The organism is Pantoea sp. X-Soil-OKNW-713 (assembly GCF_059730685.1).
In genome coordinates this window covers 3,136,471-3,162,251 of record NZ_AP035995.1, presented here as the reverse complement: position 1 = coordinate 3,162,251, position 25,781 = coordinate 3,136,471, and the positions used below count along the sequence as shown (strand labels likewise).

29 protein-coding genes and 1 tRNA gene are annotated in these 25,781 nt (G+C 54.7%); 20 read left to right on the top strand and 10 right to left on the bottom strand.

The features are described from left to right. Positions 1-57: 57 nt before the first annotated feature. Positions 58-1,023, top strand: coding sequence for a glucokinase (gene glk, locus AC6I8R_RS14805; protein ID WP_497832523.1), 966 nt, complete (start codon positions 58-60; stop codon positions 1,021-1,023). A gap of 36 nt (positions 1,024-1,059) precedes the next feature. Here the strand turns inward: glk and AC6I8R_RS14800 are convergent, their stop codons facing one another. Together AC6I8R_RS14800 and AC6I8R_RS14795 are read right to left on the bottom strand one after the other, a co-directional pair. Beyond that, positions 1,060-1,788, bottom strand: a complete 729-nt coding sequence (locus AC6I8R_RS14800; protein WP_021186336.1) for a LytR/AlgR family response regulator transcription factor — start codon at positions 1,786-1,788, stop codon at positions 1,060-1,062. Continuing rightward, entirely contained in the window at positions 1,785-3,476 is a 1,692-nt protein-coding gene (locus tag AC6I8R_RS14795; protein WP_021186337.1) for a sensor histidine kinase, read from the bottom strand. Before AC6I8R_RS14795 ends, AC6I8R_RS14800 begins: the two co-directional genes overlap by 4 nt. Before the next feature lie 252 nt (positions 3,477-3,728). Between AC6I8R_RS14795 and AC6I8R_RS14790 the strand changes: the two genes are divergently transcribed. Together AC6I8R_RS14790 and alaC are read left to right on the top strand one after the other, a co-directional pair. Further along, positions 3,729-4,253 carry a GNAT family N-acetyltransferase gene (locus tag AC6I8R_RS14790; RefSeq protein WP_021186338.1) on the top strand — a complete coding sequence of 175 codons (525 nt, stop codon included), beginning with the start codon at positions 3,729-3,731 and terminating at the stop codon, positions 4,251-4,253. Between the two features lie 118 nt (positions 4,254-4,371). After that, positions 4,372-5,604, top strand: coding sequence for an alanine transaminase (gene alaC / locus AC6I8R_RS14785; protein WP_021186339.1), 1,233 nt, complete (start codon positions 4,372-4,374; stop codon positions 5,602-5,604). A gap of 46 nt (positions 5,605-5,650) precedes the next feature. Here alaC and ypdK read toward each other — a convergent pair whose 3' ends face one another. The 3 genes from ypdK to AC6I8R_RS14770 all read right to left on the bottom strand — a co-directional run bounded on the left by ypdK (position 5,651) and on the right by AC6I8R_RS14770 (position 8,559). Next, positions 5,651-5,722: a membrane protein YpdK gene (gene ypdK / locus AC6I8R_RS14780; RefSeq protein ID WP_150105822.1), complete on the bottom strand. Its 72-nt coding sequence runs from the start codon at positions 5,720-5,722 to the stop codon at positions 5,651-5,653. A 201-nt stretch (positions 5,723-5,923) separates the two neighbouring features. After that, a complete protein-coding gene (locus AC6I8R_RS14775; protein ID WP_021186340.1) occupies positions 5,924-6,952 on the bottom strand; it encodes an HlyD family secretion protein in 1,029 nt (342 codons plus the stop codon). 5 nt (positions 6,953-6,957) lie between these two features. Beyond that, positions 6,958-8,559 carry an MFS transporter gene (locus AC6I8R_RS14770; protein WP_415174937.1) on the bottom strand — a complete coding sequence of 534 codons (1,602 nt, stop codon included), beginning with the start codon at positions 8,557-8,559 and terminating at the stop codon, positions 6,958-6,960. Between the two features lie 147 nt (positions 8,560-8,706). Between AC6I8R_RS14770 and AC6I8R_RS14765 the strand changes: the two genes are divergently transcribed. From AC6I8R_RS14765 to AC6I8R_RS14750, 4 genes are all read left to right on the top strand, one after another. Continuing rightward, positions 8,707-9,492 carry an IclR family transcriptional regulator gene (locus tag AC6I8R_RS14765; RefSeq protein WP_021186342.1) on the top strand — a complete coding sequence of 262 codons (786 nt, stop codon included), beginning with the start codon at positions 8,707-8,709 and terminating at the stop codon, positions 9,490-9,492. A gap of 6 nt (positions 9,493-9,498) precedes the next feature. Further along, positions 9,499-9,951, top strand: a complete 453-nt coding sequence (locus tag AC6I8R_RS14760) for a universal stress protein (protein WP_021186343.1) — start codon at positions 9,499-9,501, stop codon at positions 9,949-9,951. 10 nt (positions 9,952-9,961) lie between these two features. Next, positions 9,962-10,765: a hypothetical protein gene (locus tag AC6I8R_RS14755; protein WP_415174928.1), complete on the top strand. Its 804-nt coding sequence runs from the start codon at positions 9,962-9,964 to the stop codon at positions 10,763-10,765. Between the two features lie 254 nt (positions 10,766-11,019). Continuing rightward, positions 11,020-11,301, top strand: coding sequence for a putative periplasmic lipoprotein (locus AC6I8R_RS14750; RefSeq protein ID WP_021186345.1), 282 nt, complete (start codon positions 11,020-11,022; stop codon positions 11,299-11,301). Between the two features lie 69 nt (positions 11,302-11,370). On the opposite strand, the gene AC6I8R_RS14745 is transcribed toward AC6I8R_RS14750, so the two are convergent. Further along, positions 11,371-11,532, bottom strand: coding sequence for a hypothetical protein (locus tag AC6I8R_RS14745; protein ID WP_200864702.1), 162 nt, complete (start codon positions 11,530-11,532; stop codon positions 11,371-11,373). A 304-nt stretch (positions 11,533-11,836) separates the two neighbouring features. On the opposite strand from AC6I8R_RS14745, the gene AC6I8R_RS14740 reads away from it, so the two are divergent. Then, positions 11,837-12,715 carry an SMP-30/gluconolactonase/LRE family protein gene (locus tag AC6I8R_RS14740; RefSeq protein WP_415174929.1) on the top strand — a complete coding sequence of 293 codons (879 nt, stop codon included), beginning with the start codon at positions 11,837-11,839 and terminating at the stop codon, positions 12,713-12,715. Positions 12,716-12,754: 39 nt separating this feature from the next. Here AC6I8R_RS14740 and AC6I8R_RS14735 read toward each other — a convergent pair whose 3' ends face one another. Continuing rightward, on the bottom strand, positions 12,755-13,972 hold the full coding sequence (locus AC6I8R_RS14735; RefSeq protein ID WP_415174930.1) for an L-lactate MFS transporter: 1,218 nt from the start codon (positions 13,970-13,972) through the stop codon (positions 12,755-12,757). Positions 13,973-14,251: 279 nt separating this feature from the next. On the opposite strand from AC6I8R_RS14735, the gene AC6I8R_RS14730 reads away from it, so the two are divergent. After that, complete coding sequence (locus AC6I8R_RS14730; RefSeq protein WP_013509957.1) at positions 14,252-14,491, top strand: hypothetical protein; 240 nt, start codon at positions 14,252-14,254, stop codon at positions 14,489-14,491. 38 nt (positions 14,492-14,529) lie between these two features. On the opposite strand, the gene AC6I8R_RS14725 is transcribed toward AC6I8R_RS14730, so the two are convergent. Continuing rightward, the gene (locus tag AC6I8R_RS14725; RefSeq protein WP_208723885.1) at positions 14,530-15,429 is read right to left on the bottom strand and encodes a DMT family transporter; all 900 of its coding nucleotides are present in this window, start codon (positions 15,427-15,429) and stop codon (positions 14,530-14,532) included. Between the two features lie 179 nt (positions 15,430-15,608). Here AC6I8R_RS14725 and AC6I8R_RS14720 point away from each other — a divergent pair, with 179 nt between their 5' ends. Beyond that, a complete protein-coding gene (locus tag AC6I8R_RS14720; protein WP_021186350.1) occupies positions 15,609-16,478 on the top strand; it encodes a helix-turn-helix domain-containing protein in 870 nt (289 codons plus the stop codon). 140 nt (positions 16,479-16,618) lie between these two features. Here AC6I8R_RS14720 and AC6I8R_RS14715 read toward each other — a convergent pair. Then, positions 16,619-16,693, bottom strand: a tRNA-Arg gene (locus tag AC6I8R_RS14715). Between the two features lie 74 nt (positions 16,694-16,767). Further along, complete coding sequence (locus AC6I8R_RS14710) at positions 16,768-17,685, bottom strand: formate/nitrite transporter family protein (RefSeq protein WP_021185137.1); 918 nt, start codon at positions 17,683-17,685, stop codon at positions 16,768-16,770. A 244-nt stretch (positions 17,686-17,929) separates the two neighbouring features. On the opposite strand from AC6I8R_RS14710, the gene ccmA reads away from it, so the two are divergent. The 10 genes from ccmA to mlaA are packed head-to-tail and all read left to right on the top strand — an operon-like array spanning position 17,930 to position 25,689. Continuing rightward, positions 17,930-18,544: a cytochrome c biogenesis heme-transporting ATPase CcmA gene (ccmA, locus tag AC6I8R_RS14705; RefSeq protein ID WP_497832522.1), complete on the top strand. Its 615-nt coding sequence runs from the start codon at positions 17,930-17,932 to the stop codon at positions 18,542-18,544. After that, the gene (gene ccmB, locus AC6I8R_RS14700; protein ID WP_036626878.1) at positions 18,544-19,203 is read left to right on the top strand and encodes a heme exporter protein CcmB; all 660 of its coding nucleotides are present in this window, start codon (positions 18,544-18,546) and stop codon (positions 19,201-19,203) included. The genes ccmA and ccmB overlap by 1 nt, the downstream gene beginning before the upstream one ends. A gap of 55 nt (positions 19,204-19,258) precedes the next feature. Beyond that, the gene (locus AC6I8R_RS14695; RefSeq protein ID WP_036626875.1) at positions 19,259-19,999 is read left to right on the top strand and encodes a heme ABC transporter permease; all 741 of its coding nucleotides are present in this window, start codon (positions 19,259-19,261) and stop codon (positions 19,997-19,999) included. Continuing rightward, positions 19,996-20,229, top strand: a complete 234-nt coding sequence (gene ccmD, locus AC6I8R_RS14690; RefSeq protein WP_021185134.1) for a heme exporter protein CcmD — start codon at positions 19,996-19,998, stop codon at positions 20,227-20,229. The genes AC6I8R_RS14695 and ccmD overlap by 4 nt, the downstream gene beginning before the upstream one ends. Further along, on the top strand, positions 20,226-20,711 hold the full coding sequence (ccmE, locus tag AC6I8R_RS14685; RefSeq protein ID WP_021185133.1) for a cytochrome c maturation protein CcmE: 486 nt from the start codon (positions 20,226-20,228) through the stop codon (positions 20,709-20,711). Before ccmD ends, ccmE begins: the two co-directional genes overlap by 4 nt. Continuing rightward, positions 20,708-22,666: a heme lyase CcmF/NrfE family subunit gene (locus AC6I8R_RS14680; protein WP_021185132.1), complete on the top strand. Its 1,959-nt coding sequence runs from the start codon at positions 20,708-20,710 to the stop codon at positions 22,664-22,666. Before ccmE ends, AC6I8R_RS14680 begins: the two co-directional genes overlap by 4 nt. After that, positions 22,663-23,220, top strand: coding sequence for a DsbE family thiol:disulfide interchange protein (locus AC6I8R_RS14675; RefSeq protein WP_013509947.1), 558 nt, complete (start codon positions 22,663-22,665; stop codon positions 23,218-23,220). Before AC6I8R_RS14680 ends, AC6I8R_RS14675 begins: the two co-directional genes overlap by 4 nt. Beyond that, entirely contained in the window at positions 23,217-23,672 is a 456-nt protein-coding gene (locus tag AC6I8R_RS14670) for a cytochrome c-type biogenesis protein (protein WP_036626831.1), read from the top strand. The genes AC6I8R_RS14675 and AC6I8R_RS14670 overlap by 4 nt, the downstream gene beginning before the upstream one ends. Further along, complete coding sequence (ccmI, locus tag AC6I8R_RS14665; protein ID WP_021185131.1) at positions 23,672-24,883, top strand: c-type cytochrome biogenesis protein CcmI; 1,212 nt, start codon at positions 23,672-23,674, stop codon at positions 24,881-24,883. The genes AC6I8R_RS14670 and ccmI overlap by 1 nt, the downstream gene beginning before the upstream one ends. Positions 24,884-24,921: 38 nt before the next feature. Then, complete coding sequence (gene mlaA, locus AC6I8R_RS14660) at positions 24,922-25,689, top strand: phospholipid-binding lipoprotein MlaA (RefSeq protein ID WP_021185130.1); 768 nt, start codon at positions 24,922-24,924, stop codon at positions 25,687-25,689. Positions 25,690-25,781 lie beyond the last annotated feature (92 nt).

The following is a 25,781-nucleotide window of genomic DNA, read 5'->3' as shown; positions in this document are numbered from 1 at the left end:
TGGCAGGCTTTTATAGTGTCCTGCAATTATTTATGACCCAAGCGGAGCAGCAGAAGAATGACAAAATACGCCCTGGTCGGCGATGTGGGCGGCACCAATGCCCGTCTCGCCCTGTGTGAGGTGGAAACCGGTGCCATCTCCCAGGCCAAAACATTCTCAACAGCAGACTATGACAATCTCGAAGCGGTGATTCGTCACTATCTGGATGAGCAGAAGCAGGATATTAAAGATGGTTGCATCGCCATTGCCTGCCCGATCACCGGCGATTGGGTCGAAATGACCAACCATGACTGGGCTTTCTCCACGAAGCAGATGAAAGAGAGCCTGGGTTTTGCTCATCTTGAGATCATCAATGATTTCTCCGCCATCTCAATGGCGGTGCCGATGCTGGCGGAAAGTGATGTGATTCAGTTTGGCGGCAAAGCCCCGGTGAAAGATAAGCCGATCGCTATTTACGGCGCGGGCACCGGCCTCGGCGTCAGCCATCTGGTGCATGTCGATAAGCGCTGGGTCAGTCTGCCGGGCGAGGGCGGCCATGTTGATTTCGCGCCGAACAGCGAAGAAGAGGGCGAGATTCTGGAAGTGCTGCGCGCGGAACTGGGCCATGTTTCAGCGGAACGTGTACTCTCCGGTTCTGGGCTGGTTAATCTCTATCGCGCTATCGTCAAATCGGATCAGCGCGAGCCGGAAAACCTGAAACCTAAAGACGTGACCGAACGCGCGCTGAAAGACAGCTGCATCGATTGCCGCCGCGCATTGTCGCTGTTCTGCGTCATCATGGGACGTTTTGGCGGTAACCTCGCGCTGAATCTCGGCACCTTTGGCGGCGTGTATATCGCCGGTGGTATTGTGCCGCGTTTCCTCGACTTCTTTAAAGCCTCCGGCTTCCGCGCCGCGTTTGAAGACAAGGGCCGCTTCCGCGACTATCTGGTTGATATCCCCGTGTTTATGATTACGCACGATCAGCCGGGCTTGCTTGGTGCAGGCGCGCATCTGCGTCAGACACTGGGTCGCGTGCTGTAATCTCCCGCAGGCGAGTGGCCTCCAGCGCTGCTCGCCTTATAAGCGCATCAGTTGGCGAAACGCTTTCACCTTGCTACGACTCACCGGCACCTGCGCATCCAAATCGCGTAATTTCACCAGATAAGTATTGTTGAACCAGGGTTCTATCTCGCGGATTTTACTCAGGTTGACGCAGTATGAACGGTGACAGCGAAAGAAAGCCGTCTCAGGTAAGCGGCTGCAAAACTCGCTGATGGTCATCGACATCACATACGCTTCGCGTCGCGTATACACGAACGTCAGTTTCTCGTGGGCTTCAACATAATAAATATCGTTAATATCGGTGACGATGATGCGCTCATCCTTCACCAGATTTACCGTCTGCGGGGCAATAGCCTGCGGGCTGCTGGCGGGGGACTGCTGCTGTTGCCAGCTCGCCTCCAGCTTGTTAAGCATGGTGATAATGCGTGATTCGTGATACGGCTTCAGAATGTAGTCAAAAGCCTCCAGCTCGAAGGCTTCTACCGCATGCTCTTTCCACGCGGTAATGAACACAATCAACGGCTTATGGGCGAATTGATTGATGTTTTGCGCCAACAACATGCCATCCAGCGAGGGGATGTTGATGTCGAGGAAAATGACATCGACCCGATGGTTTTGCAGATACTTCAGGACTTCCAGTCCGTCATCAAAACAGGCTTCGATGGTGATCTGGCTGTGATGCTGAATCATCCAGCTCAGCTCCTGCTGTGCCAGAAACTCGTCTTCGACAATAATGGCTTTCACGCTGAAGTCTCCGTCACGCTGGCCTGTGTTGCTGGTAGTCGATGGCCATGTTTGCTGAGGGTAAAGGAGATTTCGGTGCCAGGTTGATGGCGCTCTATGGTCAATCCCTGGCCGGAGAGCAACTTCACCCGATGATGTACATTCAACAGGCCGATTTTATTACCGGGCATCTCATCCCGCGCCACGCGCGCCATTACCTCTTCACTGATTCCGGCTCCGGTATCACGTACCGCCACCCGCACCCGATCACCGAGATCTTTGACGCTGAGAGTCACCACGCCTTTGCCGCGACAGGGCTGGATGCCGTGCACGATGGCATTCTCGACCAGCGGCTGAATCAGCAGGCTGGGCAAGGTAAAATGCAGGTCTTCGTCGATGTCATAGATCATCGATAGCTTGTCACCAAAGCGTGCCTGTTCGATGGCAATGTAATCCTTCACCTGCCACAGCTCTTTTTTGATATCAATTGGCTCGTCGTCATTCAGTTCCAGGTTGTAACGCAAATAACGCGACAGATTAATTACCAACTGGCGTGCGGTATCCGGGTTCATTCGAATCGATGCTGAAATGGCGTTCAGGGCGTTAAACAGGAAATGTGGATTGATCTTGCTTTGTAAGGCACGCAGTTCAGCTTTGTTTGCCATCTCACGCAGTTGCTCGGCACGGGACACTTCCAACTGGGTTGAGATGATTTGCGACAGCCCCACGGCCATCTCTTTTAGCGATCCGGTGATACGGTGGGCGCGGCGATAATAGATTTTTAGCGTGCCGGTGACTTCCCCTTTTTCCCAAAGGGGAATAACCAGCATCGAGTGAATATCCTTGGTACGGTGCGCTTCGTCATTATTCTTGATGATGATTTTACCGCTGGTGATCGCCTGCGCGGTGGTCGGGCTGAGGCCGTCGTCGCCATTCTGATAGTTTTGCGCGCCGTAGCCGACGTAGGCGAGAATCTGTTTGGTATTGGTGATCGCCACGGCGTCAGCATTGATTTCACAACGAATGATGTCGCACACCTGATGCAACGAGTGGCTGTTAATCTGGCGGAACAACGGCAGCGTCTTGTTGGCAATTTCCAGCGCCAGCTTGGCCTGTCGCGCGGCAATCGCCTCTTTTTCACCTTCGACACTCTGTACCAGCAACACAATCAAACCGATGCTGGAAGCGCCGAGGATCATCGGCAGGGCAATCTCGGAAACAATATCCAGGCCGAGTGACATCGGTCTGGCCCACAGCACAATCAGCAGCATGGTGAGGGTTTCACATAACATGCCGCCGAGAATACCGGCGCGCCAGCGCTGTTCCTTGCTTACCCGACGATTAATCGCCCCCGAGGCGATACCGGCAATGATGCTGGTAATCAGACAGGGGATCGAGGTAATGCCATGAATATCAATCAGAAAACGATGCAGTCCGGCAATCACCCCGGTGGCGATCCCGACCCACGGGCCAAACAAAATGCCACCTGACATTACGGCAATCACGCGCACGTTAAGCAGTGAACCATCGACATCAATACCTGACCAGGTGCTGAACAGGGCAAACAGCGAAAAAATCGCTGTCACCACCACTTTTTCCTGACGCGAGTGTTCATCTTTCTGTAGTAACTGGCGAAATGCGCGCGTCCGGGTGAGAAAGAACAGGCAAATCAGCATCAGCGCGGCGCGGTCAAATACCGCCAGCAGCATGTCAAAGTGAGAAGGCACAGGCATCTCGTCAGTAACCAGAGGGTAGGGCTATGATAAAAAATGTGATCGCGATCCGCCAGCGCCCTGACCGGCCTCAGACACTTCTTATGGCCAGGATCAATTTTTATCGTGTAAAACGCAAAAAGAGGAAAAGTTGAGTAGTAAAAAGAGGATTAGCTTTTCCCCGCGCTGAGACTGGTTGTCACCGGTGCGGTTTGTTATGTTGGCCTAAGCCTTTTTCGGAGCGCAGCCATGCAATTAGTCACAGCCCGTTTGACCCTCAACCGCCTCCAGCCGGAAGACTGGCAGATTTTCAAAGCGGTACATGAAGATGCCGCGACCATGACCTGGGTAAGTGAAATCCCCGATGAAGAGGATATCCGTCAGCGGTTTACGGAACGCCTTGCTCCCTGGCAGGTCAGCAGTTTTCACATGTTGTGCATGGTGGCCCGTTTGCGTGAAACCGGCGAAGCGATAGGCCTGTTTGGTTGCAACCCGGAGTGGGAACCCTATCGCCAGGCCGAGGTCGGCTACATGATGCTGCATCGTTTTACCGGACAGGGGTATGGCAGCGAGGCGCTGGGTGCGCTTTGTACGTTTTTGCTGCAAGCCGAATTTCATAAGCTGAAAGCACTGGTGGTGGAGGGGAATTGGCCATCAAGACGCATTCTGGAGAAGAATGATTTTGTGCTGGAGGGGACGCTACGGGATAATTATCTGTTAAACGGCCAATGGGTGAACGATTGGGTGCTGGGTCGTCTGAATCAGCAAAAATAAAAATATTATCTTCGGCTCTCGACAATCCTGTTATCACCGCGTTATGTTCTTGGTTCGGTCACAGCAGTGACCCACGTCGCTCGGACGGTCCGGGCGCTAACGTACTCCAGAGGACATCATGGCTGATAACAGCACACCCCGTCGTTTTTCTCGTATTGACCGCCTTCCCCCTTACGTTTTTAACATCACCGCTGAATTGAAGATGGCTGCGCGTCGGCGCGGCGAAGACATCATCGATTTTTCGATGGGGAACCCGGATGGCGCGACGCCGCCACATATCGTAGAAAAACTTTGCCAGGTGGCCCAACGCGAGGACACTCACGGCTACTCCACCTCGAAAGGGATCCCGCGCCTGCGTCGCGCGATTTCACGCTGGTACGCTGACCGTTATCAGGTGGATATCGATCCTGAATCTGAAGCCATTGTCACCATCGGTTCGAAAGAGGGACTGGCGCATTTGATGCTGGCAACCCTCGACCACGGCGACACCGTGTTGGTGCCGAACCCCAGCTACCCTATTCATATTTACGGCGCGGTGATTGCCGGGGCGCAGGTCCGTTCTGTACCGCTGGTGGCGGGCGTCGATTTCTTTAACGAGCTGGAACGCGCCATTCGTGAAAGCTACCCGAAACCGAAGATGATGATCCTCGGTTTCCCGTCCAACCCGACTGCGCAATGCGTGGAACTGGATTTCTTCGAACGCGTGATTGCGCTGGCGAAGCAGTACAACGTGTTGGTGATCCACGACCTGGCCTATGCCGACATTGTCTACGATGGCTGGAAAGCGCCGTCGATCATGCAGGTGCCGGGTGCACGCGATGTCGCGGTTGAGTTTTTCACCCTGTCGAAAAGCTACAACATGGCGGGCTGGCGTATCGGTTTTATGGTCGGCAATAAAGAGTTGGTTTCGGCGCTGGCGCGTATCAAGAGTTACCACGATTACGGCACCTTTACGCCGTTGCAGGTGGCAGCAATCGCCGCGCTGGAAGGGGATCAGCAATGTGTACGCGATATCGCCGAGCAGTACAAACGTCGTCGTGATGTGCTGGTGAAAGGGCTGCACGAAGCGGGATGGATGGTCGAGATGCCGAAAGCCTCGATGTACGTCTGGGCGAAAATTCCTGACCATTACGCGCATCTCGGTTCGCTGGAGTTTGCCAAACGTTTATTGCAGGAGGCCAAAGTGTGCGTGTCGCCAGGTATCGGCTTTGGTGACTACGGTGACACCCATGTGCGTTTTGCGCTGATTGAGAACAGCGATCGTATTCGTCAGGCGGTGCGGGGAATTAAAGCGATGTTCCGTGCCGACGGGATTTTGCCCGGAACTGTGAAAACCACAGAAGAAGAATAACCTTCCGTTTCAGGGGCGACAATCCCGTCGCCCCTTCCTGGTGATACTAGAGCATCAGCATGAAGGTGCCGACCCAGATTAACAGGAAAAAAGAGATTCCCATCAAAGCGTATTTCACACTACAACTCCTCTGAGCGTTTACGACGATGGTGATCCCAGACCAGCGTAACGCGACAGAATAAGAGAAAGGTGGAGTTCATCACCGCTACACGCTTTCATCTCAGGTCGTTCAGAGCAAACTCAGAACAGGATCGAACGCTAATTTACGCGTAATTTTTCCGAAAAGAAATAGATCCATTCTGAGATATTTCTCACGTTTTTAGTGCACTTCAATTTCCGGGATCGCCGACATGCCAACGCGTAATTGCGCCAGATCGGCCTGGTTGGGATCCAGCACGATTTTCACCGGCAGGCGTTGCACCACCTTGGTGTAGTTGCCTGTCGCGTTATCGGGTGAAATGGCGGAAAAGGTTGCTCCCGTGGCGGGCGCAATGCTGTCAACATGGCCGGAAAATGTCTTGCCCGGCAGGGCATCCACCCGCACCAACACCTTTTGCCCCTCACGCACATCCGTCAACTGCGTTTCCAGATAGTTGGCGGTGATATAGGTTTGCTGCAACGGCACCACCGCCAGCAAACGGGTTCCCGCCGTAACATAGGCCCCGAGTCGCACCGAACGTTGTCCCACCATACCATCGACCGGGGCGACGATACGGGTGTAGGACAGATTAAGCTGTGCCTGATCGACGCTGGCTTGTGCGGCGGTGACATCCGCTTCTGCCTGACGCAATGCTGCCTGCAAAACACCAACTTCCTTCACGGCGGCAGCCAGCGCCGCTTCGCTCTGACGTACGGTGGCGGCAGCGGAGCGCTGAGTGGATGTGGCTTTTTGCTGCTCATCGGCGGCGATGGTGCCACTTTTATACAGGCTGTCGTAACGCGCCGCGCTCTGACCGGCATATTGAGCTGAAGCCTGGCTGGCGGCCAGTGTCGCTTTCGCCTGGTCAATGGTGGATTGCTGTTGCTCCAGTTGCGCCTGGCTGCTCAGACGCTTGGCTTCACTGACCTGCAAATTGGCTTTGGCGGTTTCCAGCGCGACGCGATAATCACGGTCGTCCAGCGTCGCCAGCAGTTCACCCGCTTTGACGCGCTGGTTATCCTGCACATTAACGCTGGCGATATAGCCGGAGACTTTCGGCGCAACCAGCGTGTAATCCGCATTGACGTAAGCATCATCCGTCCGGTGATCATTACCGGTCATCGACGACCAGACGAAAAAGGCCATGATCAGCAACACCAGCAGTAAGGCGCTCAGCAGCACCGTTCTTTTCAGAGCAAAAGCACGCATATCAGTTATCTCGACGTGTTTGTAACAGGTTGAATCAGAGTTTGTGGCGGCCAGACACGTTTTGGCAGCCAGGCGGTGAGCAGCAGAAGCAGTGCGGCGAAACCGATCAGCATCACATAGCTATCACTCAAACTGAGCACCATCGCCTGATGTTTCAGCAAAGTGGCGAAACCGCTCAGGTTTTCACTGCTGCTGGCGCTACCATCCGGCAAAAGCGGGAAGCTGCTGCTCGCCTGTGCGCTGGTGGGTGCGGTCATCAACCACGAACGGCTGGCGGCGTTACCCACCAGGATATTGGAATGAAACTGTTCGCGGTGGCTGATAAACCACTCCACCAGCGTACTGGCAGCGACGCTGGAAAAGCCGCGCACGGTGTTAAACATCGCGGAGGCAAAAGGACCTTCCGGTGGGGCAACGACGCTGGTGGCGCTCATCAACACCGGCAAAATCACCATTGGCTGACCAAAAGCCTGCAAAATTTGTATCAGCCAGAAATTTTGTCGCCCCCAGTCGGTGGTGATTTGCATCCCGAGCAGGCAGGAGGCCACCAGCAATGCCACGCCTGCGGTCAGCATCCAGCGGCAGTCAATCCAGCGGATATTCAGCAGCGCGGCAATTAACGGTGCGATTAACAACTGTGGTAAACCCACCGTCAGTGCCAACGGGGCAAATTGCAGGGTACGGAAACCCTCGATCTGGCCAAAGTAAGCCGAGGGTAGGGCTGAACCGGAAAGCGACAGAATCAGTACCCCAGCCAGTGCCAGCAGACCGTGCGCGAGGTTGTGGCGTTGCAGCATCTGCAACTTGAACAATGGCAACGGGTGAAACCATTCATTAATAAAGAACACAATCAGCAATGCCGCGGCGCTAAATAATAGCGCGACGATTAATGGCGAGCTGAGCCAGTCCAATCGTTCACCCTGTGTCAGTGCGAGGATCAGCAACGCGATACCGCTGCAACCGGTCAGCATGCCGAACAGATCCATTTGCTGGAAACGCTCGAAACGCAGTGGGTCCTGGGGCAGGCCCCAGCCAATCAGCAGCATGGCTACCAGCATAGCGGGCACCACTTGCCAGAACACGAACATCCAACTGACGTCGTCGGTCCAGAAGGCGGCCAACGAGGCGGCAAGATTGGGGCCGAAGGTCGCTGTCAGCGCGTAAGCACCAAGGCCATAAAGTTTGATCGGCGGAGGCAAGAAACGTAGCGCGACCGTCATCAGTAACGGGGGCAGAGCGCCACCAAACAGCCCCTGGATAACGCGTAGGGTGATAAATAAGGTGGCATTGGGCAGCAGCGGCAGCAGAATGCCGGTGATCATGAAGCCAACCGAGACGGTAAGCGCAAAACGGCGCAGCGAGAAGGTGACAGCAAACCAGGGCGCAATCATCATGGCAGCCACTTCGGCGGCCTGGTAAGCAGAAATGATCCAGCTACCCTGATCGTAACTGATGCCAATGGCCGCACGGATATCCGCCAGAGCAATATCGGTGACGCGATCGTTTAAACCGGCGGTCAGGGCGGCAATCAGCACACCCACCAGACCGAGCGCAAGGCGCAGGGTAAAAGGATGGGGTGCCGGGGCCGCTGCGGGCTGGGCATTCATAGCAGGTTTCTCGTTATGTTGATGCAGTGTATTGCGATGTGATACAGCTCGCATATTACATCCCGGTATGTTGTATTGCAATGTGATACAGGGTGTAAAAGTGCGGTTAATCGCGCTAAAGTAGGGCAGGCCACAAAGGATCGCACTATGGTTGAACTTCCCTCCTGCCGTGAGGATGAAAAAGCGGGCGGCATTCAGGTCATCGCCCGCGCGGCAAAAATTCTAAATGCATTGGGTGAGCATCCCGGCGGTATGAGCCTGGGGGAGATTGCTCAGGCGGTGGATTTACCCCGTTCGACGGTGCAACGTATTGTCGCCGCGTTGGATAATGCGCAACTGGTACGCAGCAGTGGCGCAGGCGGATTACGCCTCGGTCCGGCGCTGCTGAAGCTGATCTCCAGCGTGCACAGTGACGTGGTTGAAGTGGTGCGTCCTTTTCTTGAACGACTTTCCGCAGAGACGAATGAAACTGTCTCACTGGCACGCGCCAGTGGTACCCAACTGGCTATCGTCCATTATGTGGTAGCGTCACGCGAACTGCGTGTGGTGCCGCGCATGGGGCTGAATCTGCCGCTCTACAGCACCTCGGGCGGTCGCGCCTTACTGGCGCTGGAGAGCGATGAAGATGTCAGGGTGATTGTCGGCGAAGCCTACAAAGAGCTGACGGAGATGACCATCAAAACGCTGCCGCAGTTGCTGGAGTTGATTGGTGAAGTGCGCAAAACCGGCTTCTCCTACGATCGTGGTGAGACGCTGGAGGGCATCTCAACCATGGCGGTGGCGATCGACACTTTATTTGGCCGCTTCTCTATTTCACTGCTGGTGCCGACAGCGCGTTTTCGTAAACACGAGGCGCGTTATTGTGAGGAAATCCTGAAGTGTAAAGAGGCGCTGACCCGCGAAATTGGCAAAATGACCGCTGTTGAAGGATAACCGCAGATGAAAACCTTGTTGATGGCCATTGATAACTCTCCAGTGGCGGAGAAAGTGATCGCCCTGACGATTGAACAGGCGCTTGCGCACCAGGCGCAGGTAGTGGTGCTGTGCTGCATCGACCCGGCCTATTCTTCCTGCAACCAGCCGATTGAGATTGATGCCGGTGAAGATCCGGATGATTTTCTGGTGGCAAAGGATGAACAAAATACCGCTGAAATGGTGGTGCGCCATGCGCTGGCACCGATTATGCGCGCCGGGGTGACAGCAAAAGGGGTGATTCTGGCCGGGGAGGCAGCGGAAACGATTGTTGCCCAGTCGGCTGCCGTGCAGGCCAGCATGATTATCATGGGACGACGCCATCTTTCGCCGTTCAACCGCCTGCTGAAAGGCTCGGTCAGCGCCGCCGTGATTGAACGCGCCAACTGTCCGGTTCTGATTGACGTACGTAAGGATTAATAACCGCTCCATGCTCTCGCTTTTCATTATTACGCTGGTGGCATTTGGGCTGCTGGCGCTGATCATTATTGTGCTGATGCGTACCACCGCATTGCGTCTCTGGCAGGGTGTGCTGCTCTTTCTGTTACCGGTGTTGCTGGCCAATCTGCTGTGGTTTAGCTGGCTGCATCCACGCCAGCAGCGGCAGGCGCTGGCGACTGAAGTCGCTAATCAACTCAGCGAGGCACCGGGTTATCGGCTATTGAAAACCCAGGAACCCGTGTTGTGGCAGCTACTGAATCGTGAGTTGCTGCATAAACGTCTGGCCGGGGTGCCACCGGAAGAAGCGCTGGGCGAGATGCGTGGCTGGCTATTCGATTTAGTGAATCAACGTCTGGTCCGTGCCAGTGATACCGCCATCCTCAATTACATTCGCGTTTCCGTCGAGGAGATGCAGGCGCTGCAACAACATAATGCACAAAGCTGCTTCCGGTTTCTTTACCCGCAGGTGAATGGCGGTGTCAATTTACAGCAATTGTTGCCACCACAACTGAATCAGCGTGATGCGCAGGCATTGGACGAATTGCTGGCGCAAAGTACCGGAGATGAGCAACCGCTGGATAATCAGGCGGCGCAGCGTGATTTGCAGAAAGTGGTGGAGACGCTGTACAGCAAATGGGGTGACCGTCTGCAACAACTTAATATGCCTGCGGATACCACGGTCGATCGTTCGGCGATGTGCGCGATGTCGATTGACCTCTACAACGGCATTCTCGCATTGCCTGACAAACAAGCGGCGAATCTTCTGCGTAAAATGGTCAGTCTTACCGGATAGCGGGCAAAAAAAAAGCCCGCTCAGCACGGGCAATAAGGTCACAATCAGTCAGTCTCTTACGTTATTCACCTGGTGTGGCGTGGACTTCGTTTTGTCTGAGAAAAGTATGTCACTGCAGAAGTGATAAGAATAGCCGTTTGGTTTTATTAATTTAATTGGTAAAATCTTTTCTTTGTTCAGATATTTCGCTCCCCATTCCTATAGCCAGACGCAGCGCTGCTTTTTACACTGCGGTGCTAAATGAGGACATCACAATGAAAAATGGGTTAATGGGTGCCATCGCGCTGTTATTATTGTCTGGCTGTAGTGTCAGTCACCCAGGAGGATTTGAGCGTGTAGATGAAGATCCCAGCTCAAATACTGTGCAGTATCGTTACGATCCGCAGACATTTAATAAAGATGCCATGGCAGTAGATTTGGCTGAATATTGCAGCAAGCGTGGATTTGATAAAGTTGAAGCGTTACCCGCCCAGGATAGTCATATTCCAGGACTAAAGAAAGCCTGGTATCAATGCAATTACGCAGTGAAAAGTTAAAAAAGAAGGGCGGGAAATTTTCCCGCCCTTTTTCTTTTTTATTATTTGCTGTGTGTTAGCTTTGCCCGATTACCAGTGTCTGCCAGGTCCTGGCCCATGATGCCAGCCACCGTGCCAGCCTCCATGTGGCGGTCCCCAGCCAGGTCCACGTCCGTGACCACCATCAATAATACAACCACTCAGCATGGCAACGACGGCAACGACAGACGCAACTTTAATTAGTTTTTTCATGGAGAGTCCTCCTCTTTTCCAATGAGGCCAGATTACAGTGGAAAAGTGGAGCGAAGATGCAGCGAATGTAGAGTTATTTCTGGATCTATTTCTAAATATTTCAATTTACAGGGGGGGTTGTCAGGAAGGAATATAAACCAATCGGAATAAGCTGAATGCCTGATGATAATAACGCGATTAGTCTGAAAAGCAAGTCTAAATAATATCTGTTCTCAGTTAAAATAGATGACGCTAGCGGTGCGATTTATCGCGCAGGTTTCTGAAATACAGGTTACAGTCGGGACAGCATAAATAAGGAGCAATCATGGCGCGTGAAGTGAGAAATGTACTGGCCTTGCAGGCAGAGTTGGCTGAGTGTCCTTTATGGTCAACACGCGAACAGGTGCTGTGGTGTGTGGATATTCTGGCACCTGCCATTCATCGTTTCGATCCCGTCAGTGGTGAGTTGCATACGTTTCCTCAACAGGAAGAGGTGGGTTGTATCGGGCTGCGTGAGCAGGGCGGCTTAATTGCGGCGCTGCGCAGTGGCGTCTGGCTGCTGGATCAACAGGGTAAACCCCAGCGTAAGCTGGCAGATAATCCGGGGGTTGCAGCGAAGAGTCGCTTCAACGACGGGCGTGTCGACCCCTGGGGGAATTTCTGGTGCGGCAGCCTGTGGGAGCCACAGGATAAAAATGGTGGGCTACTGTGCCGCGTTACCCCTGATGGTGTATTAGCGGTGATGGCTGAGGACGTGAAAATTTCCAACGGTCTGGCGTTCTCACCGGATCGCCAATGGATGTATCACAGCGATACCCCCAATGAAGTGCTGTATCGCTACCCACTGAATGTCCAAAACGGCGAACCTGGTGAGCGTCAGCGTTTTCGTCAGTTTGATGCCAAAGGGGGATTGCCGGATGGTGCTGCGGTGGACAGCGAAGGTTACTACTGGTCTGCGCTATTTGACGGTGGCCGGGTGGTGCGTATTGATCCGCTGACAGCGGAGATCGTCGATGAGATTATGCTGCCGGTGCGCTGGCCGACTATGGTCGCGTTTGGCGGTGCTGATTTGAAAACCCTGTATATCACCTCATCGCGTGAACATCGAACCGCCGAGGAGCTGACACGTTACCCGCAGTCGGGCGATATTTTTGCTGTGGAGGTGGACGTGGCGGGAATAGCGGAGCCGTTATTTAAAGGATAAAAACATGCCGTGCCCGGAAGCACGGCATGGCCTGGAGACTTAACTGCGATGCAGCACCGGCTCCTGTACATTGTGGCGTTGCGGCAGGCGGATGCTGAGTGACAGGAACAATGAAATCACCAGCAAGGTCATAATCAGGCTGAAGGTGATAGTGAAGCCACCAAACACCGATGCCACCAGTGATCCCAGCACGCTACCGATACCAAAACCCAGATAAATCAGGCCGTAGTTTTTGGTCAGGTTGTTCAGGCCGAAGAAATCGCTGACCAGTGACGGGAAGACGGTGATGGTGCCGCCAAAGCTGAATGCCACGCAGGCCAGGGAAATAAAGAAGGTGGATTCATTCATGTGGGTGAAAAGCAAAATGCTCATCCCTGCCAGTGAAACCACCTGTGCCAGCGAAATCACCCGGATACGCGCCATTTTATCGGACAGCACACCCAGCACCAGACGACCACTCAGGTTAGCGATAGCAATCACCGTCACCGCATTCGCCGCAGTTTGTGTGCTGAGATGAACCAGACCCTCGCCAATATCTTTCGCCACGCCAATCACATACAAACCGCTCATGCAGGCAGTGAGGAACATCAGCGCCAGCATCCAGTATTGTGGTAAACGGATGGACTGCGCCAGCGTGTAATCTTTGCTTTGCACGGCGGAGGTGCTGCTGCTCTGCTGGACCGGTGCATCACGCATCAGCAGTGAGCCGAGGATGATCATGGTCATTGCCAGCACCCCCCAAATCACGAAGGTGTTTTCCAGCCCCTGGCTGCTGAGCAGCGCGCCGCAGATAAATTTAAAGCCCAGGCTACCCAAACCGTAGGCACCGATGGCACAGGCGGAGATCACCCCTTTACGTTCCGGGAACCATTTGACGCAGTTGGATAAGGTCATCAGATAACCGGCACCATCAGCCAGCCCGACCAGTACCCCTGCGCTGAGGTACAGCATCATCAGGTTATCCGCATGGGCGGTTAACCAGAAACCCAGCGCCATCAATACACCGGCACCAATGGTGACATTACGTACGCCGAAGCGTTCCTGTAATTTACCGGCCAGCGATGAAGCAATCGCCAGTCCGAGGCTCAGTAAACCAAACGAGAACGCGACCTGACTGACCGGGGCATCAAGCTTATGCGCCAGTTGGCCGTTAAACAGGCTCCAGGTGTAGACCGAACCTAACGCAAATTGAGTCAAAATGGTGCCAGCCAGGGTGAGCCAGCGGGTGCGTTGATAATTTGATGTGGTGGTTTGCATATTTTTCTCTCCCATCCGGGAATTCGGAAACTGAAGCGATGGTAATCCGCTCGCGCGTATGCGTGGGGAGAAAGGGCGTGAGAGGCTGTAGCGACGGAATGAAATGCAGTGAAACCGGTATGAATGGCATTGCGCTACTTGCTAGCACGCATTGCGTGTCAGCGCGTGAAAGGTTGTTGCATCAGGTGATGATGTGTAACCAGATGCGTCTCAGGCCGCGTATGGGCTGCAAACTAATAAAATTTTGCCATGCTTAAAGCTCACCACACAGGAGGAAATATGAAAGACCGAGCATATGAATCCGCGTCGAGTGAGGATGAAGTTTGCTGCATCATCGGTCAGGCGGTGATCGAGTTAAGCGATGAACATCAACCAGTGAATAAATCCACGCTGTCGTTGAAACTACTGGCAATGGCCGATCGCGACAGAGACGATGAGCGCATACTGCTTTACTGGATCGCCAGAAAAGCGATCAATCAACCTCACCAGCTCAATATCGGCGTGCAGGGCTGGCGCTAAGAGGACCAGAGAGCGGGCGCAATGCCCGCTCTCGTGCATCAGGCCAGACGCAGGCGTTTTGCGGTCGGCCAGCGTAGGAACATCACCATATTTCCCGCCAGAATCATCACCAGGCCGACAATCGCGTTGCTATGCCATTGATAACCTTCATACAGGGTGGATAACGTTAACGCCACCAGCGGGAACAGTAGCGTGCTGTAGGCGGCCTGACTGGCCCCGATTCGTCCCACCAGGGTGAAATAGGCACCAAATCCCAGTACCGAACCAAAAATCGCCAGATAGCTCATGGAACCCAACCATTGCAGATTGAGTGCCGGGGCCAGTGAATCACCGTTTAGCGTAGCCAGCACCGCCATGATCAGCGCGCCATAAAGCATTGCATAGCTGTTGGTGGTCAGGACATCACGCTGACGACGCTGGTGGCGCGTCGAAATCATATTGCCAAAGGAGAACCCCAGCGTGCCAAGCGCGCTCAAACCCACACCCCACAACAATTGTGGCGCTGGATGCGCAGCGCGGATATCGCCCCAGAACAGCGCAACGATGCCACCTAACCCGAGAATCGCGGCAGGTAACAGACGAAAGGGGGGACGCTGACGGAAGAAGATCCAGCTATTCAGGGCATTATAAAGCACCGCCATCGAAAAAATCACCGACTCCAGACCACTGCTAATCCATGCTGCGGCATGATAAAAACAGACGAAATTGAAGCCAAACACACAACAACCCTGCAAAACACAGAACAGGTGATCCTGCGCATCCAGTTTTTTCAGGCGACGAATCAGTTTCAGTACCACCAGCATCACCAACGAAGCCAGCAAAAAGCGCCAGAACACCGCCACCAGGACCGGCGTATCAGCGGCTTCCTGCTGTAAAAAAATTGCTATCCAGGTGGTGCCCCAGATTAAAACCACCGCCAGATATAACACCAGGTTCATATGCTCTCTCCACAACAGATTTGCGGCGAGTGTGACGTCCCTTGTGGTGGTTGGCTTGCATTCTCTTGCGTCGCAATTGCAAAATCTTGCGCTTTTTACCTCTGCGTCCCAATGTGGCCTGTTTTCTGTCCGTCTGAATCCGTAAACTAAGCGCTATTACCCAGCGAGTGATGTTGACCATGCCTGATTACCAGACTTTTACTATGCTTCAGCGCCATAAAGCGCAGCTGCGTGACAGCGTGCAGCTAAGCAGCGGCATCAAGCTGGCAGCCTGGTTCAACAGCGGCGATCGCGTGACCAATCTGAGTAATCACCACACCCTCAGCCTCTACACTGCGGATGGTTATGATACCTGGCACAAAACCCAGCATGGTTGGCGTAATGGCGGTGGCCCTGATCGTTTTTGTCTGATGCCTTCCGGCACCGAATCGGTGTGGGATATTCGTGCAGACCTGTCGTTTGTGCATCTTTACTGCACCGATCAACACCTGCGCCAGATGGCTGAACAAATCTGGGATCGCAGTCCGGCTCGGCTTAATTTGCATGAGAAGGTATTCTCGGCGGATGATCGCATCACTCAACTCTATCGTCATTTCCTGCTCAGCACCGACTGGCAACAACCTGCCAACCAGTTGATGCTCAGCAGCGCATCAACGTTATTAATGACGCATTTGTTGCAGCATTACAGCGATGTGCAATGGCAAGCACCGCAGGTACGTGGTGGGCTGGCCCCGGTAGTGCTACGTCGTATTCTGGCTTATATCGATGCGCATCTGGATCAACCGCTCACGCTGGCACACCTCGCGGTTGAGGCGGCGTTGAGTGAGTTCCATTTCGCGCGCATGTTCCGCGCCAGCGTCGGGGAGGCACCACACCAATATGTGATGCGCCGTCGCATGGACGAAGCCCTGACCTTGCTCAGGCACACGGCGTTACCGCTGACCGAAATTGCACTGCGCTGCGGTTTCCACTCCTCCAGTCACTTCAGTAACCGGTTCCGCCAGTTACATGGGGTGACGCCTTCGGCGTGGCGACAGACGCAGGGGTGAGATCTGTCACCCGTTGAGATCGTTCTGCAACTTGAGGAAATCGGTAAACAAGCAAAATGGTTGATGGCGAGCATGGCTGCGATTGCCGGAGTGTCTCTGGCGCTGGCGCGTTGGTTGTTTTGAAGGGGTAACACCTGACATGGCGTTCCCTGCAGGGATCGAACCTGCAACTAGCCCTTAGGAGGGGCTCGTTATATCCATTTAACTAAGGGAACGTCGGCGCGCAGTATACCCCAGCAGCTACGCAAATTTAACCGCCTGTTTCCCGTTTGCTTAATATCTCAACAAATTAGCGTGATTTCTCACACTTCGCCTGGCGTTTTTGCTCGGCACGGGCTTTGGCTTTTGCCGCCTCGCTCATATCGTTGCGAATCTGCGCATGGCTGATCAAAGCAAAAATCAGCGTTCCGCCGGTAATATTGCCAAGCAACGTCGGCAGGGCGAATGGCCAGAGGAATTCATGCCAGGGAATACGGCCGGCAAACACCAGATACAGCACCTCCACCGAACCAACTACGATGTGGGCTAAGTCACCAAGCGCCACCAGCCAGGTCATCATCACGATCACCACGATTTTCGCGGCACCGGCATAGGGAAACATCCATACCATGGTGGCAATGATCCAGCCGGAAATCACCGCATTAGCGAACATCTCTCCCGGCGGGTTTGCCATCACTTTTTCACTGATCACGGTGAAAGCCTGACGGGTTGCCTCATCAAAGATCGGCATATAATTAAACGCCAGCGCACCCAGTGCCGTCCCGATCAAATTACCCGACAGCACCAGCCCCCAGAAGCGCAGTAGCAGCAAAATATTCCCTGACGTGGGTTTGTGCATTACGGGCAGCACAGCTGTCACGGTGTTTTCAGTGAACAACTGCTGACGCGCCATAATTACGATAACAAAACCAAAGGTATAGCCAAGATTTTCCAGTAAAAATCCCCCAGGTACGCCCTCCAGATGGACCTGGAAAATCCCCTTCGCCATCAGAGAGGCGCCCATCGACATCCCGGCTGCGATCGCTGACCACAGCAGCGCCATACCGTCACGCTCTAGTTCCTTTTCCCCGTCCTGACGTATCTCTTCATGGATGGCAGCGGCTCGTGAGGGTAACGCCTCCTCATCGACTTCAATCTCTGTGCCTTGCGTTTTTTCTTCGCTTTCAACGTCATTACTCGCTTGAGAAACCGATGGCGAACGCTTCATATTTTCCTCCGGTGATAATGCCATTGCGTAATAAGCGTAGCCGTTTTGCGCAAGCTTGATTTGTTACGTGGATTCAAATTAAGAGTAACAAGATTTTAACTGTGATGGTTTTTTGAACGATTTTTTGATCTGAACCACCCGTTTACCCCGTTTGGGGTAGGTGTGACATGGCTCACAGACTACGGCCCACAGATTCATTGTGGTATTATCCCGGCCTAATTTCATTGCCGCGATTCCCCCTTTTATGCTCGAAGTCATTAATCTCGCATGCGTTCGCGATGAGCGTACCCTGTTCAACGGGCTGAGCTTTCGTGTCGAAGCAGGCGACATCGTGCAAATTGAGGGGCCAAATGGCGCAGGTAAAACTTCACTACTGCGCTTGCTGGCCGGATTGAGCCGGGCGGAAGAGGGTGACGTGCTGTGGCAGGCGCAGCCGATTCGTCAGCAGCGGGAAATATGGCATCAAAATCTGCTTTATCTGGGCCATTACCCGGGAGTGAAATCGGTACTCTCACCGTTAGAGAATTTGCATTTCTGGCATGGCGACAGCCACAGTGACGCGATTTTCCAGGCACTGGAGCAGGTGGATTTGCTGGGGTATGAAGAGGTGCCAGTGGCACAGCTTTCTGCTGGTCAGCAGCGACGCGTTGCATTGGCTCGCCTGTGGCTCAGTCCGGCAACCTTGTGGATTCTTGATGAGCCGTTGACGGCCATCGACAAAGCTGGCGTGGAAAAATTGATGGCGCGTTTTGCGCAGCATGCCGATAACGGAGGCGCGGTGATTTTAACCACCCATCAGGATTTGCCAGACAGCGCAGAGCGGGTTCGTAAAATTCGTCTGGTATCGGAGTGGGCATGATGCTGGGCCGTGTGATTCAGCGTGAGCTGAAAATTGCCTTCCGCAGTGGTGCGGAAGTGATTAACCCGCTGTGGTTTTTCCTGATTGTCATTACGCTGTTCCCGCTGGGTATTGGCCCTGATCCGCAGCAACTGGCACGCATTGCCCCCGGTATCGCCTGGGTGGCTGCGTTGCTGGCGTCGTTACTGGCGCTGGAGCGTCTGTTTCGCGATGACTTTCTGGACGGTTCGCTGGAGCAGCTGTTGTTACTGCCAACGCCATTGCCAGTCACGGTTCTGGGCAAAGTGATCGCTCACTGGCTGATTACCGGACTGCCGTTGATTTTATTGTCGCCGCTGGCGGCACTGCTGTTGTCGCTCGACTTTGCCGGGTGGCGGGCAATGGCGCTGACCCTGTTGCTGGGAACGCCAACCCTGAGTTTTCTTGGGGCTATCGGCACCGGCCTGACCGTGGGTTTACGGCGCGGCGGGGTGTTATTGAGTTTGCTGGTATTGCCATTGGCGATCCCGGTGTTGATTTTTGCCAGCGCAGCGATTGATGCCGCCGGACAGGGCCTGCCGATTGGCGGTTATCTGGCGATCCTCGGTGCCATGCTGGCAGGCAGCGCTACGCTGTCCCCGTTTGCTACGGCGGCGGCGCTGCGTATTAGTCTGCATTAAATCGTGCATCCACAGAGATGCCGAAATCTCTCTTCTTATATTGTGAGCTATGCAAATGTGGAAATGGTTACACCAGTGGGCAAAGCCTGAAAAGCTGTATCGGCTTTGTGGTCGCTTAATTCCCTGGTTCGCGGTACTTGGGGTCGCCACCTTGTTGTTGGGTTGGGTGTGGGGCTTTGGTTTTGCGCCGGCGGATTATCAGCAGGGCGATAGCTTCCGCATCATGTACATCCATGTACCGGCAGCGATGTGGTCAATGGGCGTCTATGCCTCAATGGCGATTGCCGCGTTTATCGGTCTGGTGTGGCAGATGAAAATGGCTGACCTGGTATCGGCAGCGATGGCACCGGTTGGCGCTGTGTTCACCTTTATCGCGCTGGTCACGGGTTCCGCCTGGGGCAAGCCGATGTGGGGCACCTGGTGGATTTGGGATGCCCGCCTGACGTCTGAACTGGTATTGCTGTTCCTTTATATGGGTGTCATCGCCCTCTATCACGCCTTTGACGACCGTCGCACTGCCGGTCGTGCTGCTGGAATTTTAATTCTGGTTGGTGTGATTAACCTGCCGATTATTCACTTCTCGGTGCAGTGGTGGAACACCCTGCATCAGGGGTCGTCCGGCATTCTGCAACAGGCGATTGCGCCGAGCATGCGTACCCCGCTGCGTTGGGCGATCCTCGGTTATCTGCTGGTATTCATCTCGCTGACGCTGATGCGTCTGCGCAATATGATTTTGTTTACTGAACGTCATCGTCCCTGGGCGATTGAGGTCGCACAGGGAGGGCGCAAATCATGACGCCAGCTTTCTCTTCCTGGCAGGATTTCTTTGCCATGGGCGGCTATGCCTTTTATGTCTGGCTCGCCGTGGTCTTCACGCTGATTCCGCTGATCGGTCTGGTGCTGCACACCGTGCTGTTCCGCCGTCGCCTGCTGGCGGAAATTCGCCAGCGTCAATCCAGGGAGCGTCGCATCCGTGCGGCTAAATCGAAAAAAGCCGCCAGTGAAGCGGCAGGAGAATCTGTGTGAATATCCGTCGTCGTAACCGCCTGTATGTGGTGGTAGCGGTGTTGGTGGGCTTGGGCCTTGCCACTACGCTGGTGATGTATGCGCTGCGTTCCAACATCGATCTGTTCTACACCCCGAGCGAAATTCTGTACGGCAAGGGCGAAAATCACCAGAAACCCGAGCCAGGCCAGCGTTTACGCGTTGGTGGCATGGTGATGCCGGGAAGCGTCAAGCGCGATCCCAAAACCCTCGCTGTCTCATTCAAACTGTATGACGCCAACGGCGTGGTGAGCGTCAGCTATGAAGGCATTCTGCCGGACCTGTTCCGCGAAGGGCAGGGCGTGGTGGCACAAGGGGTGCTGGAGGACGGCAACCTGGTGAATGCCAAAGAAGTGCTGGCGAAGCACGATGAAAAATATACGCCGCCGGAAATTCAGGACGCGATGAAGAAAAATCACACAGGACCTGCGGCCAACTATCAGCAGGCAGGTGCCCAATCATGATGCCAGAAATTGGCAGTTTTCTGCTCTGCCTGGCGCTGGGACTGGCGCTGCTGTTAAGTATTTATCCGCTATGGGGCGCGGTGCGTCAGGATGCACGTTTAATGGCGTTGGCGCGCCCGCTGACGGTCGGGATGTTTGCCTGTATCGCAGCGGCGTTTTTGCTGTTGGTGCACGCGTTTATCGTGAACGATTTTACCGTGGCTTACGTCGCAACCAACTCCAACACCTTGCTGCCGGTTTATTATCGCATCGCCGCGACATGGGGCGCGCACGAAGGTTCCCTGCTGTTGTGGGTGCTGCTGTTGAGTAGTTGGACGTTGGCGGTGGCGATTTTCAGTCGCGGCATGCCGCAGGATGCGCTAGCGCGCGTGCTGTCGGTGATGGGGATGATCAACCTCGGCTTCCTGCTGTTTATCACCCTGACCTCCAACCCGTTTACCCGCACGTTACCCAACTTCCCGATTGACGGCAGTGACCTCAATCCGATGTTGCAGGATATCGGCCTGATCTTCCATCCGCCGCTACTGTATATGGGCTATGTCGGCTTCTCCGTTGCCTTTGCGTTTGCCATCGCCTCACTGATGGCGGGGCGTCTCGATACCGCCTGGGCGCGCTGGTCACGTCCGTGGACTACGGCCGCCTGGGTGTTTCTGACCATCGGCATCGTGCTGGGTTCGGCCTGGGCATATTACGAGCTCGGCTGGGGTGGCTGGTGGTTCTGGGACCCGGTCGAAAATGCTTCCTTTATGCCGTGGCTGGCAGGCACAGCGTTGATGCACTCGCTGGCGGTAACGGAAAAGCGCGGCAGCTTCAAATCCTGGACGGTGCTGCTGGCGATTACCGCATTCTCGCTGAGCTTGCTCGGCACCTTCCTCGTGCGTTCCGGCGTGCTGGTATCGGTGCACTCGTTTGCCTCCGATCCGGCGCGCGGCATGTTTATTCTCGCTTTCCTGGTGATCGTGATTGGTAGCTCGCTGTTGCTGTACGCAATTAAAGGCGGTCAGGTACGCAGCCGGGTGCAAAACGAAGCCTGGTCACGCGAATCGTTCCTGCTGGGTAACAACGTACTGTTGATTGCCGCCATGCTGGTGGTTCTGCTCGGTACCCTGCTGCCGCTGGTGCATAAGCAACTGGGGCTGGGCAGCATTTCGGTCGGCGAACCTTTCTTTAATACCATGTTCACCTGGCTGATGGCGCCGTTCGCGCTGATGCTCGGCATCGGTCCGTTGGTGCGCTGGCGACGTGATGAGCCGCAGAAACTGTGGAAACGTCTCGGCATCGCCTTGCTGGTGACGCTGATCCTCTCCATCGCGCTGCCGTGGTTGTTGCAAGATCGTATTGAAGCGATGACGGTGATTGGCTTGCTGATGTCGATCTGGGTGATCCTGCTGACATTAATGGAGCTACACGAACGCGCTACCCATCGTCATACTTTCTTTAAAGGCTTGCGCCATCTGACGCGCAGCCATTGGGGTATGGTGCTTGGTCATCTCGGCGTGGCAGTGACGGTGATTGGTATTGCCTTCAGTACCCAGTACAGCGTCGAGCGCGATGTGCGGATGAAGTCGGGCGATAATATTGATATCCACAATTATCACTTCATCTTCCGTGACGTGCATAACCTGCAAGGGCCGAACTACAGCGGTGGCGTGGCAATTATCGACGTGACCCGCAACGGTAAGCCGGAAGCGGTGCTGCACGCGGAGAAACGCTTCTACACGGCCGCGCGTACCATGATGACCGAAGCGGCGATCAGCGGTGGCTTTACCCGCGATCTCTATGCGGCGTTGGGCGAAGAGCTGGATGACGGCTCCTGGGCAGTGCGGATTTACTACAAACCTTTCGTGCGCTGGATCTGGTTCGGCGGCGTGTTTATGGCGGTGGGTGGCCTGCTGTGTCTGCTCGATCCGCGTTATCGTTCGCGCAAAAAAGCGCAACGGGAGGAGCAGGCATGAACAAGAAAATCCTTTTTATCCCGCTGGTGTTGTTTCTGCTGCTGGCGGCGGCGCTGCTGTGGCAGTTGACGCGCAATGCCAATGGCGACGATCCGACGTTGCTGGAGTCGGCGCTGATTGGCAAACCGGTGCCGGTGTTCAAACTCGAAGCGCTCGACAAACCAGGCAAAATATACGACCAACAGGTGCTGACCGATGGCAAACCGATTTTGCTGAACGTCTGGGCTACCTGGTGTCCGACCTGCCGCGCGGAGCACGAATATCTCAACACGCTGGCGGAAAAAGGCATTCGCGTGGTGGGTCTCAACTATAAAGACGATCGCACCAAAGCGGTGACCTGGCTGAATACGCTGGGGAATCCTTATGCGCTGAGCCTGTATGACGGTGATGGCATGCTGGGTCTGGATCTCGGCGTCTACGGTGCGCCAGAAACCTTCCTGATTGATGGCAAAGGCATTATTCGTTATCGCCATGCCGGTGATATGAACGAACGTGTCTGGCAGCAGGAAGTGAAACCGCTGTGGGATAAATACAGCAAGGGGGCAGGGGCGTGAAACGGCTGCTTCTTTTGCTCGCAGGCGTGTTGTTGAGCACCAGCCTGTGGGCGGCGATTGATACTTACCAGTTCGATTCGGTGCAGCAGGAGGAGCAGTATCGCGATCTGACCGGTTCGCTACGCTGCCCGAAATGCCAGAACAACAGCATCGCTGACTCCAACGCGATGATTGCTGCGGATATGCGTCTCAAAGTTTATGAACTGATGAAGCAGGGGCAGAGCCGCCAGCAAATCATTGATTATATGGTGGCGCGTTATGGCAATTTCGTCACTTACGAACCGCCGGTGACGCCATCAACCCTGATCCTGTGGGTCGGCCCGGCTCTGTTTGTGGTGCTCGGTGGCCTGATCATTATCCTGCGCAGTCGCCAGCGTAAAACGCGCAGCGAACTGGATGACAACGAACAACAACGCCTTGCGGCGATTCTGAAGCGTGACGGGAAGCCGTAATGAGTGGATTCTGGATTACCCTGATAATTTTACTGGCGGCAGCCACAGCGTTGTTTCTCAGCGCAGGCTGGCGTCAGCGTGTGGCGAGTAATGGCGATCGCGATCGTCTGAACACCGACTTTTATCAGCAGCGCCTGCGCGAGCTGGAGCGTGATGAAGATGAAGGTGTGGTGGCGGAGCGACCAGAGATGGTACGCGAGCTGCAACAAACGTTGCTGACCGATGTGCCGCAACAGGATGAGGTGCGCAGCCATCAAAGCAGCCGCTGGGTCCTGCTCCCCGGTGTCGGTTTGTTGATCGTGGTTTCACTGGGCATGTACCTGAAAACCGGTGGATTGGCGCAACTGGCGGGCTGGACCTCGGTACAACAAGAATATCCGGCGTTACGTGCGCGCGTGATGGATCCGCAGGCGAAACCGTTGACGATGGAAGAACTGGCGCGTCTGCAACTTGGGCTGCGTACCTCGCTGCAATCCGATCCGCAAAACCTCAATGACTGGACCATGTTGGGCCGACTTGGCATGGTGCTGAATAACGCCACCGATGCCAGTCAGGCATTCGAACGTGCGTTGCAACTGGCTCCGAATAATCTGGAACTGCAACAGGATTACGCAGAAGTGCTGACGCGCTCCAGCGATCCACAGGATAATCGTCAGGCCAGCATGTTGCTGCGTGACCTGCTGAAGCGCGATCACAGCAATGTCCGTACCCTGAGTTTGCTGGCGTTCAACGCTTTTGAGCAGCAGCAATATGATGAGGCGATTGGTGCCTGGCAGACGATGCTGAAATTGTTACCGGCGGGGGACCATCGTATTGCGATGATCGAGCGCAGCATTGAACAAGCAAAAACCGATGCGGGACAGCAAAATAGCCACCTGGCATTGGCGGTAAGTTTAACGCCCCAGGCAGAAAAAATGTTACCGCAAGGCGGAGTGTTGTATATTTCTGTGACTGACGGTGTATCACCGGTGCCTGTGGCAGTGAAGCGTTTACCGCTCAGCCACTTCCCGTTATCGCTCACGCTGGATGACAGTAACGCTATGATGCCAGACCGTTTATTGTCGGCGCAGCATCAGGTGCAGGTCCGGGTGCGTGTCTCGCGCGATGGTAGCGCCAATCCGCAGTCTGGAGACTGGTTTGGTTTAAGCGCAGTGACGCCCTGGGACGGTCATCAGCAACTGGCTGTAGAGATTAATCAGCAGCAGCCCTGAAGCGATACACCCTAAAACTGCACGCACAGGGAGAGAATATGAATTACCGCCTGACCGGTCTGGCGCTGGCCAGTGTATTGCTGGTGGGATGCGCCAGCTCCAAACCGGCTGACAACGATCAACCTGCGCAGCGCAGCGATCCGTTTGAAGGCTTTAACCGCACGATGTTTAATTTCAACTACAACGTGCTGGATCCGTATGTCGTGCGTCCGGTGGCGGTGGCCTGGCGCGATTATGTGCCGGTGCCTGCGCGTACTGGGATCAGCAATGTGCTCAGTAACCTTGATGAACCGGCGAGTATGGTTAACGCCTTCCTGACCGGCGAGCCGCGTCGTGCGATGATCCATTTCACCCGTTTCTTCCTGAACTCGACGTTAGGATTGGGTGGTTTTATCGACGTAGCGGGCAAAGCTAACCCTGAGCTGGCGCGTGAAGAGCCGCACCGTTTTGGTAGTACGCTGGGGCGTTATGGCGTCGGTTATGGACCTTATGTGGAACTGCCTGCTTACGGTAGTTTTACCCTGCGTCAGGATGGCGGGGACTATGTTGATACCCTTTATCCAGTGCTGGGTTGGCTGACCTGGCCAATGTCGATAGGTAAATGGACGCTGGAAGGGGTGGAAACCCGTGCGCAGTTGCTGGATAGCGATGCGATTCTGCGTCAGCAACAGGATCCTTATGCGTTTATCCGCAACGCCTATTTCCAGCGTAATGATTTCCTTGCCCGTGGCGGTAAGCTGAAGCCAGAAGAAAACCCGAACGCCAAAGCGATTCAGGGCGATCTCAATGAGATTGATGCGGAATAAATGAAAAGAAGGCGGCTGATTTAGCCGCCTTCTTATTTGTAGCGGCGCGATAAATCCCGCCGCTACGATCCGGGTGTGTTTTTACGCGCACC